The sequence below is a fragment of the Dokdonia genika genome, assembly GCF_042652845.1.
Lineage (GTDB): Bacteria > Bacteroidota > Bacteroidia > Flavobacteriales > Flavobacteriaceae > Dokdonia > Dokdonia donghaensis.
On record NZ_JBHSHB010000008.1, the window covers coordinates 331186 to 347019 of the forward strand.

The following is a 15834-nucleotide window of genomic DNA, read 5'->3' on the forward strand; positions in this document are numbered from 1 at the left end:
TTTTAAAAAATCATCACTTAATTTATACTTGTTTATTTTAGATAAGGTGCATTTTATCATCGATGAAATACATATGTATTCCAATAAATTTTACAATTAGAGTGTTTACGCTTTCGCGAAAGCGCAAAAAAAGGAGAGGCTATATTAAAATAACCTCTCCTTTTCTAATAAGATTTAAAATTAATCTTTAAATCTTTTCCGTAAGCCTAGGAATGCTCCAGCTACAATACCTACGGTTACAAAACCGTCTATAGGTGCAACAGGTGCTTGATCATTTACATCATTTGCAAATGTTATCTGAGCAGAAGCACTTGTTGATATACAAACGATAAACAAGGTGCTTAACATATATTTTTTGAATATTGAATTTTTCATTATTGTAAATTTAAGTTGGTGTTTTTATTGAATTACAATTCTGTGCGATATAGCTGTGTCTTGACTTGTAATAGATAGGATATAAACACCCGCTTTTAGGTTATGTAAATTAGTTAAGGTAGCGGTAGCGCCAGTAAATGAAACTGGTTGTGCAATGACCTGCTGCCCTAAGAGATTTGTAATGGTAACATCTACAGTTAATCCTGCAAGTTTTGTGGCTGTAAGAGATAATGTTCCATCTGTTACTGGGTTAGGGTACATTGCAAAATCTATGACATCATTACCTTCTATAGATAGCACTTGAGCTTGATAAACTATTTTAAATCGAGTAGCGTCTATACTTGCATCTATAGTTTCATCTACAGAAAAAGTTATCGTATTAAGACCATTCTCTAGCATTGTAAGCTCCCCTGTGTAGGTATCCTCTAGATAAGGTGTAACTTCATTAAAACCGTTTACTGTAATATCTAATGTATAATTAGATACTCTGTATAAGGCATTATAGAGTTGTACTTGATCATTTTCTGTAGGCATTGCAAGTTTATCTACACTAAGTAGGGTACCTTCTTTTAAGATTCCCATATTTTCGTCGATGTTATAAAACTTTGATACATCTTCACTAGTTAACTCATTACTGTAATTGTTATCATAAAGAATTACAAAATTGTCTTGTAAACCTGCATCGGTACCGTACCTGTCAGTTCTATAAAGTTTTGCTATAAGTTGTGACGAGCTAGCAAACGTCGTTGCATTATTGTTGAAAACAGTTACATCGTTACCAACAGCCTTATCTGTCTCATTAAAAACAACAGATGTAGAGTTATCGCCTACAGTATTTTCAGTAGTTGTAAAGAATGACTGTCCTGGCTGTATGTAATGGTAGCTTTTTGAAGTAGCACCATTGCTAGAGCCAGTTCCATCTAGTAATACGGTTACATACTGTCCTCTAGCACCAAGGGTTGCGTCCCATACCCATACTTCACTTGCCTTTATGTTATTAGATCCAGCAAGTACATCGTTTACGTTTACAGATGCCTGATATGGATTACCAATAAAGTTAAAAGCTCCTGCATTATGGTTTAGGTCTGCTCCAGTGGTTTGGATAGTTGCAGTTGCCAGCGTTCCAGTACTTCTAAGTGTCGTGTTAGAAGGTGTAGCAGCATTAGTTGTTAGGTCTATACTTCTGTCACCTCGTACCATAAGTCGTAATGGAGTTCCCGCTGTAAGTGTTGTCACATCTGTATTTGTAATAGCTTCCCAAGCTTGTGCTCCATTATTAAGAGCAAAGAGTGAAGGATTACCAGAACCTGTAGCGTCAAAACCATTTTCTCCAGTGGTAGAGCCTGTGATGTGGGTACCATAACCTGGATTAGGATCTACATTATCTGCTGGGTAGTTAATACCTGTGTTGTTACCACCTTCTTGCCAGTTTGTATTAATACTTGTTGTAGATGTAACAGTACTTGATAGTAATCTAAAGCCTCTTCTTGCTGGTATATAACGTTCTGTTGTAACGTTACCTACAATGCTTCCTCCGGTAATAACATCTACCATAGCCGTACCATTTACATCACTGCCTAGCGTAAGTAGGTTACTTGTGTTAAGTTGACCATTTGTAAGTGTTAGTAGCGTTGTAAGTTTTAATGGAGTAAATAGTAAAGCACCTGCTGGATTATTTAAGGTAAGTGAACCTAGTTCAAACTCATTACCAAAAATACTTTGAGCGCTTGTACCATTTAGTTCTACAGTTGCATCGCTAGCCGTAAGCGCACCGGTATTTGTGATATTACCTGCAGTAGATAAGGTAGTAGTGCCTAGATCAAGTGTTGCACCTGGGCTTACAGTTACATTATTTATAAAAGTATTTGCCGTTAGGGCTGTGGTTCCAGATAGGACTTGAATGTTATGATCTATAGTAGATAAGCCACTTGGGTCAAAAGGAGACCAAGTACCTGCATCATAAATAAAATCATTACTCACACTAATTATAATATTATCTACAGCAATATCACTAGCAAATGAGTCTCCTGTTTCTCCTATGATACGCACTTTAATAATCTCTCCTACGTAAGCGTTTAGGCTCACATCTACTGTTGTAAACGGATCTGCATTTGCAGTTTGTTCTTGAGCTCCTGTTCTAGTTAATACTGTATTCCAATTTGCTCCTCCATCTGCACTAATGTCTATTTTCAAATTTCCTATATCTGCACCAAATCTGTGATAATCAAATGTTAAAGTCGCACTCGCTGGAGTAAGCAAGTTTATACAAGGAGACTCTAATGTTGCGGTCTTGTTATTATCACCACCAGATGCTTCTGTGTAGATATATACACTACCATCAGACGCTTGATCCGGTCCTGTAGTATCTGCAGGGTTTCCTCCAGTATTTGATGGGGTAAGTCCAGATATGCGCGTCCAGTCTATATCTATTGCAGCGTTACTTTCATTTATTTGTGTCCAGTCTCCAAAACCTGTTTCAAAACTTTCTGTATAAGGTGCAACCTCTGTAGGTGTAACTTCCGTTCCAGGACATATAGAGCTTGTAGTAAAGTTTACTATATCACTGTACGGAGAATTTCCACCCGCACAGTTTGTTCTTACCTGTACATCGTAGGTTGTAACACCGGTTAAACCTGTTAGGTCTATAGAGTTTGTTGTGACATTACTTGCTGTCCAGGTAGTTGTTCCGCTTTCGCGAAAGCGTACTCTATATGAACTACTTTCTGCTTGAAACCAGCTTATTGTTGCTGTAGTCTCAAAAATATTACTTGCAACTATATCTATAGGAGCCTCATCATTAACAACTGTTACTGTTGCTGTACAAGTATCTGTATTTCCTTTAAAATCAGTAACCGTTAGTGTGACTGTGTTAGTGCCAATATTTGAACAATCAAAAGTATCTATGTCTAAGGTATAAGTCTCAATTCCAATATTATCTGTAGAACCATTCTCAATTTGATTTGCTTGAAGCACTGCTATTCCATCATACCCTAAACCGATAGTAACATCTTGGCAAACAGCAGTGGGGCTAGTTGTGTCATTAGGGTCAATTCTCAAATTATCTATAGCAATATCACTAAGGGCACCATTTCCAGTGATAATTCTAAATCGTAATTGAAATACTTGGTTTGTGTATGCATTAAGGTTAACAGACCCGTTTTTCCAATCTGTTCCATTTGCACTTTGTGCACCATTTCTTGAGAACACAGTTGTCCAGTTATTACTAGTGCTTGGTTTTGCTTCGACTATAAGAGATCCAGTGTTTGAACCTCGCATATGATAGTCAAAATCAAATGTTCCAGTTAGACCACCATTCCAATCTATACACGGACTTGTTATAATCACCTCTGCATTAGCTCCTACACCTATCGTATTATCGGTAGCCTCAGCAAAGTAATAGTAAGTGCCTTGCGAGGCAACAGATGGTCCTGTATTATTATCTGGTGTGTTTCCAGAACCTCTTGAGAGGTTACCGTCATCTCCTACGTTTTGAGTCCACGCACCTAGACCTACTTCAAAGTCTTCGTGATTAACAGGTGAGGTACCTGCAATACAAGATCTATCATTATCTATGCTAAGTATTTTAAATTCGTCAAAAGAAAATCCAGCAAATGATGTTGTATAACCATCATCATTGTTTGAAGAGTCACTATCAAACACAAAACGTAATTGTAAATCTTGAGCTCCAGATAAAAATGTATTTGCAGCTGGGCTTATTTCTATTTCTTCAAGAACCCACTTTTCACCTTTAAATCCTTCAAAAACAGGTTCTAATCCTGGTTGGTTTTCTCTATCTGCAGTTGATTTTGTAGTTCCTCCAGAGCCGCTTGCAGGACTATACCTATTTGAACCAAGCGTGGTTCCTGGTTTTGTGTACTTACCGCTTAGAGCCATCCATTGCCCTGTATTACCGTCTCGACCTTGTAGTTGTACGTAGTCAAAACTACGTTCTAAATCCCATTTTGCATAGAATTGAATAAGCGTAGTTTTAGAAAGGTCTGATATATCAAAACCTTGATTAAGAGTTAGGTTTACATTCTTATTATTTGCATAAGGAGGCGTAGCGTCAAAGGTAATTCCTCTTGTGTTTTCAAAACCACTTGTAGATGTAGTTACCCACTCTCCCGATGTTCCAGAGCTCGTCCAGTTATTTAAATTCAATGGGTTTACATCTTCTGCAAATAGGGTAGTGGTCTGATAAGTTTTTTGAATAGTTGCTTGGTAAATGATATGAGTGTCATTACTCAAAGTAACCTCATACTCTATGGTGTCTCCACTTGCTATACTATTGTCTAAAGAGTAAGTCACGGTAACATCAGCTTGTTCTTGTTTATTGATGTTTAGAGTAGGTACTGTGCCTATTGAAGTGATATTACTTGATACTGGTGTAACTGTTAAGGTTACAGGGCTGGCTGTCATTCCTAAATACTCGATTCCAAATTTAAGGTCTCCCGTAGTGCTTGTAATATTAGAAGGCGTTTCATCGTGTAGTTGAGCTAGTTTACCTGCATATAAAGCATTTACTAAGTTCATACGTGTTGCTCTAGCTGCAATAGACACGATTTGTGAAGGTAATGGCCAGAAGCCTGTTCCATATTGTGAATCTGCCTCGGCGCCAGTAGGATCACCGTTTTCTGGAGCTAGTGCTAGTATGCCCTTACCAGATCCTACAGAGTTACTGTTAAGTGGGTCTGGTGCTCCACCCAGCATCCAGTCGCTCATATCTCCATTTGCAACTGTAAGAATATTTGGTGCTTCACCATATATGTATCTATTAAAGTGTGTTAGGTCGTGGCAAAATTTTACATAATCGTCTTCACGCCCAGAAGATGGAGATCCTGGGTAAGCATTGTAAGCGTGTGGTAATAGGTTTGAGGTCGCGTGATGGTTTAACGCTGTTTTAGTCTCGTGATTTGCTGTAAACGCTCTAACTATTTGAGTTTCTGGTTCAGAAAAAGGCGTTGCTCCTCGGTATACATTTGAAGAAGGCGTACCACTAGAACCCGCACCATTACCAGTATAAGTAGTATTTGACCCCCAGAAGTACTCATAGTTTCTATTAAGGTCTACACCTCTTGAAGAGTTATTACCTGTATTTGCAGAAGGATTGAGATTCTTACGTTGTAGACCACCACCATTAGGGTTAGTTTGCTCATTCCATAAGAGACCATCAGGATTTGCTACTGGTACAAAATACATCTCGTGATTATCTACGAGGTTTTTAATATCTGCATCAGATTCATAGTTTTCTAGTACATACCACATATAGTATATGATATTCATCATACTACTTACCTCACGAGAGTGAGTCATACCACTATAAAAAGATTCTGGCTCATTAGGTTCGTCTGTATTAGGATTATCAGAAATACGTACGTAGTAAATAGTTTGGGGTTCCCAAGTATCGTATTGCCCACCATTAGTAAACTGGTTACCGTGAGTTTTTATAGGTGTTCCTGAGCCATCTTCGGCAAGTGACGCATCTTTACGTACAGATATGAGGTGTGGGTATAGTTGTCTCATTCTGTCAAGTTCGGCAAGCATCTCATTATAAGTAAGACATCCATTCATAGAGCCTAACTCAAAATTTTGGGGCGTTTGCCAGTTTACTTCAGATTCTCCTTCGTACTGTATAATATTTGAGATAGAAGTTTCGACCGTGCTTACAGAACGCGATACCTCTTGAGACGCACCTTTTGCCTTTAAAAGTTCAAGCTCCTGCTTAGCCTTAGGGAGATCTACTTCATTAAGTTCTTGATAGTAGGCTCTTGTATCTTCTATAATGGTTGTAAATGGAACGCCTTGACTTTCTATTTCGGCAACCTCACTATTAGAAAGTTCTAAAATAAGATCGGTTCCCATAAAACTAGCGCCACATTTTAAATCAATACCAGTGGTTGCTATAGTTTGTAATTGAGTTTGGGAGGGGTTTATAATTTTAATGCGCTTACCATTATGCTCAAGAGCACTATGATTATGATTTTGTGAAGATGAATGAACTTCTTGTGCTTTACTATAAGTAGTTGTAATTATGAGTAAAGAAAAAAGGGTTAAAACCTTGAGGTAGGTTTGTTTCATAATTTAAGTAGGTTTAGTTTTTAATTTGGGTTGTTTAAAATCTTGGGAATTTTAGACGCGTAAAACTAGTTAAATATCTTAACGATACATTAAGATAAATGTTAAAATTGTGTATTTGGCGGATGCTTTGGTGTATTTCGTCGATTAGACGAGTGTTTGGATGTGTGATTTTTTTTGTTTGTAGTATAACATCAAAAAATTGTAACTATTTGATAATTAGCGTGTTGATTTTAGTGGTATTGACATAATAACGGATATATGAACTTTAATAATGTAGCCTCACAATTGTCAAATTAAAGTGAGTAAAGGACTATATTTACCTTACTTTAGAAATATAATTGGATTTTTTTATTAAAATTTAGATAGTTTTAGTCCAGCAATAAGTAAATAGAAAGTATGAAATTAAGAGTCTTTGGTGCGGTAGTTCTTGTGTTTTTGACCTTACAATCTTGTTCTGATGAGGAGGTAATATTGCCAGAGGTGCTAGAACCCTCAGACATTGCTTTTAATCAAATTACAGTAAGTAATCCTACAACACAGCTTGTTTCAGATTGGACTAACCTTTGGCTAGAGATTGATCAATATGCATACGGGATGAGACCTACAGCCACCTCTAGAGCACTCGCATATATACATCTTGCAGGCTATGAGACGGCAGTATTTAGTATGGATGGTTATATATCAAATGCTAGTAACTTAAATGGTCTCACCATAAACAATTCAGAAAGAGCTAGTAATGTATCTCTCAATGTGGCACTCAACACGTGTTACGGTCTCGTTTTTGACCATTTTATGTATAATGTACAAGCAGATTATGATGCTAAAATTACTCAGTATAGAGATGCACAAGAGGCACAGCTAGTAGTAGGTCTTAGTGCAGAGAGCATTGCAAATTCAAAAAGCTGGGGAGCCTATGTGGCACAACAAGTTATTGCATATAGTCAAACAGATACAGCTGCCGAAGCTCAAATAACAGACCCGCAGCCCTTTAGTTATGAACCTCCTGTAGGAGAAGGGTACTGGACCTATAGTGCAGATGAGGAAAGAGCTTGGTTTCCATATTGGGATCAAGCAAGAACTTTTATAATCTCTTCAGAAGAGACTACCACAGTTGCACCATCTGTAGCATATAGTACAGAAGTTGGGAGTGAGTTTTATACTCAAATGATGGATGTATACACTACCAATAATACAGCTAGAGAAGATAATAATGAAGATTTATGGATTGCAGAGTTTTGGTCTGATGATGTAGAGGGACTTATGACAAGTCCTCCCGGACACCAAGTGTCTATAGCAAACCAGCTCATAGGGCAGTATGATACTAGTCCCACGGCATCTCTCGTATTATTACTCAAATTAGGTTTTTCACTTAATGATGCCGCGGTATCTACTTGGGCAGATAAGTATGAGTATATGGTAATGCGACCTAGTGTTTATATACAAGAATATATCGACCCCACTTATGAAACTAACCTTTATAGATTTATAAACTGGCCTAATCCGTCATTTCCGGGATATCCATCGGGGCACTCAGCATTTGCATCTGCAGCGGCAGGAGTTTTTATAGATGCATTTGGTAACGATATAAACTTTACAGATAGATCTCACGAGGGGAGGACAGAGTTTAGAGGAGCACCTAGACAGTTTACATCTTTTACAGATATGGCACAAGAAAATGGCTACTCTAGAATACCGCTAGGTGTGCATATAGAGATGGACTGTACAGAAGGATTGCGACTGGGTTATGAAGTCTCAGATGCGGTTAACGCTTATAATCTGACTAACTAGGGAGAATTGTTCTAAAGGGGCTTAAGTTCGCTTTCGCGAAAGCGTAATGCCCACTCACATTATAAATTTACTTATAATATAGCTTAGACCAGTAAAAATTTTATCTCCTCAGGGCTGATTAATATCATAGTTTCAATAAAAAGTTGCCATTAGATTTGGCCTTGTAAAACGGATACTATGAAAAATATTCTCCTTCTCACAGACTTTACACCTAAGTCAGATAATGCACATCAATTTGCTTTTCAATTTTTTAAAGGTCAAGATTGTACCTTTCACTTGCTCAGTATTCAAAAAGTGTGGGATTTTACAATGGATGACCTTATGGCTGCAAATCCCAAAAGCAGTGTAGATGTAGCCTTACTTAAAGACAACCGAAGCGACCTTACAACACAACTTCAAACCTATAAAAGCATCTTTAAAGACAGTACTTTTACCTTTGAGAGTCACGTAGATTATGATGTGTTTACAGATGCTGTCACTCAGGCAGTTCAAAATTATAATATAGACATCATAGTATGTGGTACAGATGGAAACTCGGGAATTCTGGAAGCTATTTTTAGTTCACATACATTACGCATTATAAACAAGGTAAATTGTCCCGTACTGGTCATTCCAGAGCATTATAATTATCAAGAACTTGAGCATATACAATACCTGCTTGATTATGATGATACGTTTGAGAGCTGTGGCAAACAATTATTTGATGAGGTGATTACACGTTATAGCCCTAAAGTAAGTGTACATAGATTAACCTTTGCGTTAGAAATGCAGCCCGAGGCTTGTGATGCAGAGAGTGAAGTGATACAGCAATTATATCCCGAAGTATCATTACATTATCACGTAATTACTAGTGATGACCCTATAAAGGAGTTAAATGCTTTTGTAAAAGAAGAAGGCATACAGCTTCAAATACTTTCGGCAAGGAGGCAAACGTTTTTAGAGCGTTTCTTCTCACACTCTCATCTTTCTAAAATTGTAAATTCCACAGAAGTGCCTTTACTTATTTTATGCGACTGTAGTGATGAATAGGTGTTTATTTACGCTTTCGCGAAAGCGGTACACAATACATTGAAATATCATTTATATTAAGACACTGTAAAATGTTTTTCTAGAGCTTCACAAGCAGAAGCATATCCTATTTGAAAAATACGCTCAACATTGCGCATACTAAAAGTGCCAAATTTAGAGAGCTCATCTGGGCAAACAAGGATATCGCACATATCAAATTTATTTTTTACACGATGATGTAGGTTTATCTCATAAGCTCTATTAAGTACTTGGTATGAGTGCTTTAGAGCAGTGATGCTCATAGCACTGAGAGGATTTACATAACTCCCTATAATGTAATCACAATTTTGAACTAGCGGCTCTACAGGAAAATCATCTATCACCCCGCCGTCAAAGTATAAAGTCCCATCTATATCTATAGGAGTAAACACTCCAGGAAAAGATGCCGATGCGATAATAGGTTTAATGAGGCTACCACTATTAAAAATATGTTGCTCCCCAGATATGACTGTGGTTGCTGTTATAGAGAGTGGCAATTGCAAGGTTTCAAAACTATCTTCTGGAAAATATGTGGCAAGATCATTTGCAAACTTTAAGGAGTCAAGTATTCCGGGTTTACTACGAGCATAGCGGCTTAGTTTAAAAATAGAAGTTTTTCTAAAAAAGTCTAAAATGGTCTCCCAGTCATAACCTGCAGCATAAAGTCCACCCACAATGGCACCAGCACTTGTACCCGTTACAAACGCGGGTTTAATGTTATACTCATCAAAAGCTTTAAGGAGACCCACGTGAGCAACTCCTTTTATACCACCTCCAGATAATGCAAGTCCTATTTTCATAATATATGGTATTGAGTATGCAAGATAGTAGATTATGGTTGAAACTACGGGGTCACTAGGAGATCTTAACTATGATAAATATCATTTGCTTATGGCGTAACACCGTTTAGATTTGAGTATGAAAATATCACGTCATCATCTTGCTATAAAAATTGGTTTTTTAATGTTATGTAATCTTATTGCATTACAAACTTATGGGCAACAGTATAATGTAGAGTTACGTCCTACACTTCATTCTCCTACACGTACTGTACTAGATCAAAACTTACGTATAGGTAATGGTATAGAACTCACTGGTATCTATAATTTAAGTAATCGTACAGATGTATATGCAGGTTTATTATGGAGTCGTTTTGATACCGATGAGTCTCGCAATGAAGAAGATATAGAGTATACTCAAAAGGGGATTGTCTTAGGTACACTTTTCAACTTTAAAATTATAGAGAAGCAGAAGCATTTGTTTTATGTAAGAACAGGATTTACCTACTCAAATGTTGCTTCTAGTAGCGTTATTGAAACTGCAAATTTTGAATCAAAAAATGCCATAGGGACGCAATTAGGTTTAGGTATGAGTATTAAGAGTCTCGGGCATTGGTCCATACTACCAGAGTTGAGGTACAGTAGTTCTTCTCACCGCATAGATGTTACTTCTGGAAATGATTTTTTATCGTTTAATACAGTCGCCATTACAGTAGCTATACAAAGATCACTGTAGCTGATATATATCATATTATACCTTATAAATGAGCCGTACTTTTAACTCATAACCTTTTAAAATTAAGTTAATATGGATGTACAGATAGCATATGTTAAGATAGATAGAAGTGAAACACTCACGACATATATAGAAGATAAACTAGTCAAACTTTTTAAGAGATATGACTGGCTCATAAAGGCAAACGTTATTATCAAAAAAGAAACCGCACAAACGCATCATAACGCTATATGTGAGATAGAATTAAGCGTACCTGGGCCCCGCATATTTGCTCAATCACAAGAGAAAAATTTTGAGATGGCTGTAAAGGAAACCATTTCAGATCTGGATGTGCAGCTCAAAAAACGCAAAGCACAATTTACTAACCAAAATATAAGCTCATAATGAAAAAGATTTTAGTTCCAGTTGATTTTTTAACTCAGTCAGAAAATGCACTTGAGACGGCTTCCGCTTTCGCGAAAGCGTACAACGCAGAGATTTTAGTTCTTCATATGATGGGCTTATCTGATGCTGTACTCACTCACAGTGAAGGTGATAGTATTGCTCAAGGAGTGTACCATATGAAACTAGCCGAAAAGCAGTTTAAAACCTTTCTTGATAAACCTTATATGGAGGGCGTAAAGGTCACAGAAGTTGTTCAAAATTATAAGATTTTTGAAGAAATAAACAAACTTGCAAAAGAGCAGGAGATAGATCTCATCATTATGGGTTCACACGGAGCAAAGGGATTGCGAGAAGAGTTTGTAGGTTCAAACACAGAAAAAGTAGTAAGAAGCTCAGAGATACCTGTGCTGGTAATAAAAGATAGAGAAGGGGAGTACATACCACAAAATATAGTGTTTGCTTGTGATTTTAAAACAGAAAATGTGACAGCATACAGAGAAGCTATCCCATTATTTGAAAAGCTGGGAGCAAGGGTACACCTGGTGTATATAAATCTACCTGCAGATCGTTTTAGAAGCTCTAAAGAGATAGAAGAAGATATGACATCGTTTATGCGTATTGCAGAATTTGGAAAACCGTTACATCAAGAAGACCTTGTGATTATAAATGGATACTCTATAGAAAGTGGTCTTTATGAATATGCAGAAAAAGTTAATGCAGATGCGCTGGCTATACCTACTCACGGTCGTAAGGGCTTGTCTCACTTTTTTAGAGGTAGCGTTGCAGAGGCGCTAGTTAATCACTCTAAAATGCCAGTGTTTACGTTTAAAATGTAATTGTAAACTATCTATTCTAATAAAAGGCTCTCAATCGAGAGCCTTTTTTGTAGGATTTATACCGATAATGCCAGTTCCAACTTACCTAGCATTATTAATTCTGACTTATTTACGCCTGAAAATGAACGAGCAAGTTCCCATCCCGTTTGTAAAATAATGTTCTTAATCTCAATGGTAAAAAAATGAGGATGCTCATCTTTATAATCTAGAAAGTCACTGAACATTTTTTGAGGGTCTTCATTAAAAGCTTCGACTCCTTCAAATACAATCTCGATGAGATATGCCGCATCAGTCCCAAAGGCATCTTGTAAATCATCTATTTCTAGCCAATAATTTAAAACACAATATTGTAATCTAGAAAACTCCTCATCCCGCACAACCTTATCTGCAGCAGCGATGGCATAAAAAAGTTTGCCTAGGTTATGATAGAAAGTAACATCTTTATTATTAGTTGTTTCCATAATATTAGTTTTAAGAATCAAAAATAGTCTTGAGCCTGACCGCCATCTATGATATATATCATTTACAAGACTTTTTTTAAGTAATAAAATAGGAAACAGCTGATTGTTTTAATAGTTGTATTTTTAGTTTATGAAATTTTTAGAAGAGAGTATAGAAGAGGCATTTTTTATTCTATTTGAAGGCGCTTCAGAGGGTATTGTAGTGGTAGATTCCTCCCAGATTATAGTCGCTACAAATGAGTCTGCTAGAACTATTTTTGGGTATGAGTCAAATGAGCTAGAAGGTAGCAAGCTAGAGACTCTTATACCTATGCGTTATCACGGATCACACGGTGGTCATTTTAAAAAATTTATGGACCATAGTGACAAGCGGGAGATGGGTACTGGGAGAGACTTGTACGGCTTGCGTAAAGATGGGTCACAAATCCCTGTAGAGGCTGGGCTCAATCCATTTGTACTGCACGATAAGCAATATGTGATGGCGCTCGTTACAGATATTACAGTACGTAAATCACAAGAGGAGCAAATCTTAAATCTAAATAGCACTCTAGAAGAAAAAATTGCATTAAGAACAGAATCTCTTAGAGATGCTGTAAGTAAGCTTAAAGAAGAGGTGCAACTGCGAGTAGAAGCAGAGAATAATGCAAAAGAAGCACTTCAAAAAGAGAAAGAGCTCAATGAACATAAAACTAAGTTTTTATCACTAGTATCTCACGAGTTTAAAACCCCTATAAGCGGTATACTTACCTCTGCCACACTAGCCGGAAAATATACAAGAGAAGACCAGCAAGATAAGAGAGAAAAACATCTCAATATTATAAAGAGTAAGGTTAAATATCTTAATACTATAATTGATGATTTTTTATCTGTAGAGCGGTTAGATACTGGTAAAACTAACTATAAGTTTACAGAAGTTTATTTAAGTAAAGTGCTAAGTGAGGTGATTTATGATGCAAATATGCACCTTAAAGATGGACAGCAAATACATTACCCAAAAAAGGCAGATGATGTTGTGATTGAGTTTGATGAAAAAATACTAGAACTTGCTCTTACAAATCTGGTTCATAATGCTGTAAAATATTCTGGCGAAAACACAAACGTCTATATAGATATACAACAGGATGAAAAGCAGCTTTTTATAACAATAAGAGATCAAGGAATAGGAATACCAGAGCACGAACAAAAGTTTATATTCAACCGTTATTTTAGAGCAGAAAATGCGTTACTTAATGCGGGTACAGGTATAGGACTCAATATTGTAAAAAGCCATATAGAAAACCTAGGAGGTAGCCTTACCTTTAAAAGTATTTTAAATCAAGGTTCTACCTTTACCATTATGATACCTACCACTCAAAACTGATTTTATGAAAAGAGTACTTATAATAGAAGATGATGCCGCTTTACGCGAAAACACAGCAGAGCTGCTTGAGTTATCAAACTATGATGTAACCGCTGCGCCCAATGGCCGCGTAGGTATTGAGTATGCAAAGTCATCACCGCCAGATGTGATTGTCTGTGATATTATGATGCCGGAGGTAGATGGTTATGGCGTGTTAGAGGCACTCTCTAGTGATACTACTACAAGTCACATTCCATTCATATTTCTCTCTGCCAAAACTGAGCACAAAGAGATAAGAAAAGGAATGGATATGGGTGCAGATGATTATCTCACCAAACCTTTTGAGGAGGAAGAATTAATAAGCGCTATAGAGAGCCGTATAGCAAAAGCCACTTTACTTAATGCAAAAAGCCAAGAGCAATCTCAAATAGGAGATGATGAGTCACTGAGAAGCCTTAATGAGCTCAAAAACTTTTTTGATGATGAGGGTGAGGAGTTTACATTTAAGAAAGGTGAAGAAATCTATAAAGAAAGAGGACATTCTAATATGGTGTACCTCATACTTAAGGGCATAGTTAAGACTCATAAAATGGATGAGAGTGGTAAAGAGCTTATTACAGCTCTCTTTAAGGCAGATGATTTTTTAGGCTTTACTTCATTTCTAGATAACCTTGCATATCAAGAGTCTGCCACAGCAATGGAGGATGTGACAGTAGTAGGAGTGAGTAAAAAAGAACTCAAAGCCATTCTAGAAAAAAGTAAAAATGTCTCACTAGAGCTTATGGAGCTCCTCACAGATAATCTTGCAGATATTAAAGACCAGCTTTTACAAATGGCATATAGCTCTGTGCGCAAAAAAACAGCTCAAACTATTTTACAGTTTGCAGAAATTCTTAATAAAACGCCACAAGAAGGAATAAAAATAGCGAGAAATGATCTCGCAAGTGTCGCAGGTATTGCTACAGAGAGTTTAATAAGAACGCTGTCTGGATTTAAAAAAGACGGACTCATAGCTATAGAGGGGCGTAATATCAGGCTACTTGATGTAGATGGTTTACAGAGTGTAGAGTAATTTGTTCTAAAACTGATTTTTATCATTCTTTAACCACTTTTCATAAAATACATTTGTCCCACTCAATGTATTTATGATGAAGCATATTCTTATTCCTGTTGATTTTTCTGAGCAATCTTGGCAAGCAGCCTTATGCGCGCTCAATCTATATAAAAATGCGGGAGTACGATTTTATTTGTTTTTTTCTGAAGAGCACGACTATTGTAAAGGTGATAGTGATGTGATCACTCAAGCACCATTAGTAAGACTTTCTTCTTGGGTTAAGAAGTTAGAACTTAAGAAAGCTAGTGGTCAGGTATTAATACCTCTTAAATGGGAGGGTGAGTTTATAGCAGATGTACGATCTGCCGTGTCAGAAAATCAAATAGATCTTATAGTAATGAGCACAAGGTATCCTAACATATTTTGTGAGGAGTTGAGCGATAGTCACGTGCGTCACATTATTGCTCGAGTAAAATGTCCGGTACTTATCGTACCTAGGGATTTTAGTTGTTTTACTCCACAGCAAGTTGTCTTACTTACAGACTATAATTTTAAGCACCGCACAGAGGCTACAAATCATATAAAAGAATTCGTAAACCGCACAAGAGCACATCTTAATGTGCTTCAATTATCAAAAAAAGGTAATGCCCTTACAACGGCACAACAGGCTAATAAGTCTATTCTTAAAGGAGCATTAGATAGTATACAGCATAGTTTTCACTTTGTGATTCAAAAAACTATGGATGAGGCACTACAGTTTTTTATAGATGTACAGCAGGTAGATATGGTTATTTTATTTGCAAAAAATATAAACCTTTCAGAAAATATACTTTTCTCTCCCTCACTACAAACAGAAATGGACTATCATAAAAATATTCCCTTTCTCATCGTACACGAGTAGATCTGTGAGGTGACATAAATCATAGTTTAAGGCTAGTAAAGCGCATAGATTTGAGT

General features: G+C 36.8%; 12 protein-coding genes. 8 read left to right on the forward strand and 4 right to left on the reverse strand.

Annotated elements, in window-relative coordinates; translation table 11 throughout:
* Positions 1-180 precede the first annotated feature (180 nt).
* Together ACFO5T_RS05420 and ACFO5T_RS05425 are read right to left on the reverse strand one after the other, a co-directional pair.
* Positions 181-375 (reverse strand): hypothetical protein, encoded by a 195-nt coding sequence (locus ACFO5T_RS05420; protein ID WP_021778510.1) that lies wholly within the window; start codon positions 373-375, stop codon positions 181-183.
* 24 nt (positions 376-399) lie between these two features.
* Entirely contained in the window at positions 400-6453 is a 6054-nt protein-coding gene (locus ACFO5T_RS05425) for a M14 family zinc carboxypeptidase (protein ID WP_380032632.1), read from the reverse strand.
* Between the two features lie 396 nt (positions 6454-6849).
* Between ACFO5T_RS05425 and ACFO5T_RS05430 the strand changes: the two genes are divergently transcribed.
* Together ACFO5T_RS05430 and ACFO5T_RS05435 are read left to right on the forward strand one after the other, a co-directional pair.
* Complete coding sequence (locus tag ACFO5T_RS05430; protein WP_380032634.1) at positions 6850-8241, forward strand: vanadium-dependent haloperoxidase; 1392 nt, start codon at positions 6850-6852, stop codon at positions 8239-8241.
* A 177-nt stretch (positions 8242-8418) separates the two neighbouring features.
* Positions 8419-9270: a universal stress protein gene (locus tag ACFO5T_RS05435; protein ID WP_375252910.1), complete on the forward strand. Its 852-nt coding sequence runs from the start codon at positions 8419-8421 to the stop codon at positions 9268-9270.
* A 56-nt stretch (positions 9271-9326) separates the two neighbouring features.
* Here the strand turns inward: ACFO5T_RS05435 and ACFO5T_RS05440 are convergent, their stop codons facing one another.
* On the reverse strand, positions 9327-10088 hold the full coding sequence (locus ACFO5T_RS05440; RefSeq protein ID WP_375252909.1) for a patatin-like phospholipase family protein: 762 nt from the start codon (positions 10086-10088) through the stop codon (positions 9327-9329).
* 118 nt (positions 10089-10206) lie between these two features.
* On the opposite strand from ACFO5T_RS05440, the gene ACFO5T_RS05445 reads away from it, so the two are divergent.
* The 3 genes from ACFO5T_RS05445 (at position 10207) to ACFO5T_RS05455 (ending at position 12023) form a co-directional block, all read left to right on the forward strand.
* Positions 10207-10803 carry an outer membrane beta-barrel protein gene (locus tag ACFO5T_RS05445; protein ID WP_380032637.1) on the forward strand — a complete coding sequence of 199 codons (597 nt, stop codon included), beginning with the start codon at positions 10207-10209 and terminating at the stop codon, positions 10801-10803.
* Between the two features lie 72 nt (positions 10804-10875).
* Positions 10876-11187, forward strand: coding sequence for a ribosome hibernation-promoting factor, HPF/YfiA family (gene hpf, locus ACFO5T_RS05450; protein WP_380032639.1), 312 nt, complete (start codon positions 10876-10878; stop codon positions 11185-11187).
* Positions 11187-12023 (forward strand): universal stress protein, encoded by an 837-nt coding sequence (locus tag ACFO5T_RS05455; protein ID WP_380032641.1) that lies wholly within the window; start codon positions 11187-11189, stop codon positions 12021-12023. The genes hpf and ACFO5T_RS05455 overlap by 1 nt, the downstream gene beginning before the upstream one ends.
* 56 nt (positions 12024-12079) lie before the next feature.
* On the opposite strand, the gene ACFO5T_RS05460 is transcribed toward ACFO5T_RS05455, so the two are convergent.
* Positions 12080-12484 carry a hypothetical protein gene (locus ACFO5T_RS05460; RefSeq protein WP_380032643.1) on the reverse strand — a complete coding sequence of 135 codons (405 nt, stop codon included), beginning with the start codon at positions 12482-12484 and terminating at the stop codon, positions 12080-12082.
* A 130-nt stretch (positions 12485-12614) separates the two neighbouring features.
* Between ACFO5T_RS05460 and ACFO5T_RS05465 the strand changes: the two genes are divergently transcribed.
* The 3 genes from ACFO5T_RS05465 (at position 12615) to ACFO5T_RS05475 (ending at position 15778) form a co-directional block, all read left to right on the forward strand.
* Positions 12615-13844 carry a PAS domain-containing sensor histidine kinase gene (locus ACFO5T_RS05465; protein ID WP_380032645.1) on the forward strand — a complete coding sequence of 410 codons (1230 nt, stop codon included), beginning with the start codon at positions 12615-12617 and terminating at the stop codon, positions 13842-13844.
* A 4-nt stretch (positions 13845-13848) separates the two neighbouring features.
* Positions 13849-14895, forward strand: coding sequence for a response regulator (locus ACFO5T_RS05470; RefSeq protein WP_380032647.1), 1047 nt, complete (start codon positions 13849-13851; stop codon positions 14893-14895).
* 73 nt (positions 14896-14968) lie between these two features.
* Positions 14969-15778 (forward strand): universal stress protein, encoded by an 810-nt coding sequence (locus ACFO5T_RS05475; RefSeq protein WP_375252902.1) that lies wholly within the window; start codon positions 14969-14971, stop codon positions 15776-15778.
* Positions 15779-15834: the final 56 nt, after the last annotated feature.

What these genes read in the sequence shown, in the direction of transcription:
- hpf (WP_380032639.1), top strand. Translation starts at nt 10,876, where the DNA reads ATGGATGTACAGATAGCATATGTTAAGATAGATAGAAGTGAAACACTC.
- ACFO5T_RS05455 (WP_380032641.1), top strand. Translation starts at nt 11,187, where the DNA reads ATGAAAAAGATTTTAGTTCCAGTTGATTTTTTAACTCAGTCAGAAAAT.
- ACFO5T_RS05440 (WP_375252909.1), bottom strand. Translation starts at nt 10,088, where the DNA reads ATGAAAATAGGACTTGCATTATCTGGAGGTGGTATAAAAGGAGTTGCT.
- ACFO5T_RS05475 (WP_375252902.1), top strand. Translation starts at nt 14,969, where the DNA reads ATGATGAAGCATATTCTTATTCCTGTTGATTTTTCTGAGCAATCTTGG.
- ACFO5T_RS05465 (WP_380032645.1), top strand. Translation starts at nt 12,615, where the DNA reads ATGAAATTTTTAGAAGAGAGTATAGAAGAGGCATTTTTTATTCTATTT.
- ACFO5T_RS05435 (WP_375252910.1), top strand. Translation starts at nt 8,419, where the DNA reads ATGAAAAATATTCTCCTTCTCACAGACTTTACACCTAAGTCAGATAAT.
- ACFO5T_RS05445 (WP_380032637.1), top strand. Translation starts at nt 10,207, where the DNA reads ATGAAAATATCACGTCATCATCTTGCTATAAAAATTGGTTTTTTAATG.
- ACFO5T_RS05460 (WP_380032643.1), bottom strand. Translation starts at nt 12,484, where the DNA reads ATGGAAACAACTAATAATAAAGATGTTACTTTCTATCATAACCTAGGC.
- ACFO5T_RS05430 (WP_380032634.1), top strand. Translation starts at nt 6,850, where the DNA reads ATGAAATTAAGAGTCTTTGGTGCGGTAGTTCTTGTGTTTTTGACCTTA.
- ACFO5T_RS05470 (WP_380032647.1), top strand. Translation starts at nt 13,849, where the DNA reads ATGAAAAGAGTACTTATAATAGAAGATGATGCCGCTTTACGCGAAAAC.
- ACFO5T_RS05420 (WP_021778510.1), bottom strand. Translation starts at nt 375, where the DNA reads ATGAAAAATTCAATATTCAAAAAATATATGTTAAGCACCTTGTTTATC.
- ACFO5T_RS05425 (WP_380032632.1), bottom strand. Translation starts at nt 6,453, where the DNA reads ATGAAACAAACCTACCTCAAGGTTTTAACCCTTTTTTCTTTACTCATA.